This window comes from Mesorhizobium sp. (assembly GCF_017306585.1).
Lineage (GTDB): Bacteria > Pseudomonadota > Alphaproteobacteria > Rhizobiales > Rhizobiaceae > Mesorhizobium.
On the sequence record NZ_JAFKIC010000346.1, the window covers coordinates 1 to 3,273 of the forward strand.

At 61.7% G+C, this 3,273-nt stretch carries 3 protein-coding genes; 2 read left to right on the forward strand and 1 reads right to left on the reverse strand.

The window, feature by feature from the left end:
* On the reverse strand, positions 1–551 hold a 551-nt coding region (locus J0I79_RS34495; RefSeq protein WP_292870490.1), incomplete at its 3' end, for an NYN domain-containing protein.
* Positions 552–872: 321 nt separating this feature from the next.
* Here J0I79_RS34495 and rpoZ point away from each other — a divergent pair.
* Entirely contained in the window at positions 873–1,274 is a 402-nt protein-coding gene (gene rpoZ, locus J0I79_RS34500) for a DNA-directed RNA polymerase subunit omega (protein WP_292870493.1), read from the forward strand.
* 129 nt (positions 1,275–1,403) lie between these two features.
* The coding region (locus J0I79_RS34505) for a bifunctional (p)ppGpp synthetase/guanosine-3',5'-bis(diphosphate) 3'-pyrophosphohydrolase (protein ID WP_292870496.1) at positions 1,404–3,273 on the forward strand (1,870 nt) is incomplete at its 3' end.

The window sequence follows — 3,273 nt, forward strand, 5'->3', positions numbered from 1 at the left end:
TCGGGCCGCCGCACGGGCCTTTCGGAGGGATCGCGGCCAACCTCGTTCTTCAGCGTCGTCAGGTCGATGAAATGGTCGGCCTGGCGGCGAAGGTCGTCCGATATCATCGGCGGCTGCGAGGCCATGGTCGAGACGATGGACACCTTGCGGCCACGCCGCTGCAGCGCTTCCACCAGCGTGCGGAAATCGCCGTCGCCGGAGAAGATGACGTAGTGGTCTACCACATCGGCAAGTTCCAGGGCATCGACGGTAAGCTCGATGTCCATGTTGCCCTTGATCTTGCGGCGGCCGGTCGAGTCGGTGAACTCCTTGGCCGGCTTTGTCACCACCTTGAAGCCGTTATAGTCGAGCCAGTCGATCAGCGGACGGATCGAGGAATATTCCTGATCCTCGACCAGCGCCGTGTAGTAGTAGGCGCGCAGGAGATAGCCGCGTTTTTGGAAGCTCGATAAAAGTTTGCGATAATCGATGTCGAAGCCAAGCGCCCGCGAGGTCGCGTAGAGATTGGCGCCGTCGATGAACAGGGCGATCTTTTCCCGGGGGTCGAACATGAAAATTGTCCTTTTCGAAAATTCAGCCGTCAAAACGAAATGCGGAAGCGACTATCGGTCAGGCGCATAATAAACCGGCTGACCTTGGCCAACCGAGATAACGCCAGTTCGGCGGCAATCCAAGGGCGTGTCGGGCAGTGCAAGCAATTGTGATCACGACGTCAAATCTGGGTCGCGGCCCGGTTCTGCCAAATCGGGGGACACGATCGCAGGATTGAGTCGCCCCGAGACCGCTCTTGCCAAGAAGCTTGTATTTTGACGGCGTTCGGGTTATGGACCGCGCCTGTTTTCCATTAAATCCAGGCATGAAAGGGGCAATTGATGGCCCGCGTAACCGTTGAAGACTGCATCGACAAGGTCGACAACCGCTTCGAACTGGTGCTCCTGGCAGGCCATCGCGCTCGCCAGATCAGCCAGGGCGCGCAGATCACCGTGCCGCGCGACAACGACAAGAACCCGGTCATCGCTTTGCGCGAGATCGCCGATGAGACGCTGTCGCCCGACGACCTCAAGGAAGATCTGATCCATTCGTTGCAGAAGCATGTCGAAGTCGACGAGCCCGAGGCCGATGGCGAGGCGATCGCCGACCAGACCGGTGCCGCTGTTGCGACGGCCGAGACGGACGACGCCGAGGACAACATCGCCTTCGATCGCATGACCGAGGAAGACCTGTTGGCCGGCATCGAAGGCCTGGTACCGCCGGAAAAGAGCGACGACTACTAAGCGAGGCCCCGTCAAGCGCCTGGAACAATCTTCCGGCACTTCCGTCTCGTCAGTTTCGTGGCTATCTATGACATGCGCCGTACAATCAGTGCGGCGCATGATTCATTTCATCGCCGCGAGATTGTGCCCATGATGCGTCAGTATGAGCTTGTCGAGCGCGTCCAGCGCTACAAGCCTGACGTCAACGAAGCGTTGCTGAACAAGGCCTACGTCTATGCCATGCAGAAGCATGGCCACCAGAAGCGCGCTTCCGGCGACCCTTACTTTTCGCATCCGCTCGAAGTCGCCGCCATCCTCACCGAAATGCACATGGACGAAGCGACGATCGCCGTTGCCTTGCTGCATGACACGATCGAGGACACCACGGCGACACGGGCCGAGATCGACGAACTGTTCGGGCCCGAGATGGGAAAGCTGGTCGAGGGCCTGACCAAGCTGAAGAAGCTCGACCTCGTCTCCAAGAAGGCCGAGCAGGCGGAGAATCTGCGCAAGCTCCTGCTGGCGATCTCCGAGGATGTCCGCGTGCTCCTGGTCAAGCTCGCCGACCGCCTGCACAACATGCGCACCCTCGACCATATGCCGGAGGCCAAGCGCCTGCGCATCGCCGAGGAGACGATGGATATCTATGCGCCGCTCGCCGGCCGCATGGGCATGCAGGGCATGCGCGAGGAGCTGGAGGAGATTGCCTTCCGCTACATCAATCCGGAAGCCTACCGTGCCGTCACCGCCAGGCTCGCCGAAATCTTCGAGCGCAACAAGGACGTGCTCTCCGAAATCGAGAAGGCGCTTTCGGGCCTGTTCGAAAAGCACGCCATCAAGGCCGGCGTCAAAAGCCGCCAGAAGAAGCCGTGGTCGGTGTTCCGCAAGATGGAAGCCAAGGCGCTGTCCTTCGAGCAGTTGTCGGACATTTTCGGCTTCCGTGTCGTCGTCGACACGGTCGAGGATTGCTATCGCGCTCTCGGCGCCATCCATACGACATGGTCGATGGTGCCCGGGCGCTTCAAGGACTACATCTCGACGCCAAAGCAGAACGACTACCGTTCGATCCACACCACCATTGTTGGTCCCTCGCGCCAGCGCGTCGAACTGCAGATCCGCACGCGGGAGATGAACAAGATCGCCGAATACGGCGTTGCCGCCCATTCCATCTACAAGGACACTGGCGGCAAGACGAACGGCGCGGGCCATGCGATCTCGAAGGAAACCAACGCCTATGCCTGGCTGCGGCGCACCATCGAACAGCTCGCCGAAGGCGACAATCCCGAGGACTTCCTCGAAAACACCAAGCTCGAGCTGTTCCAGGATCAGGTGTTCTGCTTCACGCCGAAGGGCATGCTGATTGCCCTGCCGCGCGGTGCCACGCCCATCGACTTCGCCTATGCGGTGCACACCGATGTCGGCGACACCTGCGTCGGTGCCAAGGTCAATGGCCGCATCATGCCGCTGATGACGGAACTGAAGAATGGCGACGAGGTCGAGATCATCCGCTCCAAGGCGCAGGTGCCGCCCGCCGCGTGGGAATCGGTCGTCGTTACCGGCAAGGCGCGCGCCGCCATACGTCGCGCCACCAAGAACGCGATCCGCAAACAATATTCGGGGCTCGGCGCCCGCATTCTGGAGCGCGCCTTCGAACGGGCCGGCAAGACCTTCACCAAGGAGAGCCTGAAGCCGGTGCTGCACCGGCTGGCGCGCAAGGACATCGAGGACGTCTTGGCGTCCGTCGGCCGCGGCGAACTGGCTTCCACCGATGTCATGAAGGCGGTTTTCCCCGACTACAAGGACGAGCGCGTGACGCCCGCCGCGCCCAAGCAGCGCGAGGAGGGCTGGTCGAAGATCCGCAACGCTGCAGGCATGCTGTTCCAAATACCGGGCCGCGCGGCGCGCAAGGACAAGGACCAGCCGCGCGACGGCGCGGTGCCGATCCGCGGCGTGCGCGGCGACCTGCCGGTACGTTTCGCGCCGGAAGGCGCCGTTCCTGGCGACCGCATCGTCGGTATCG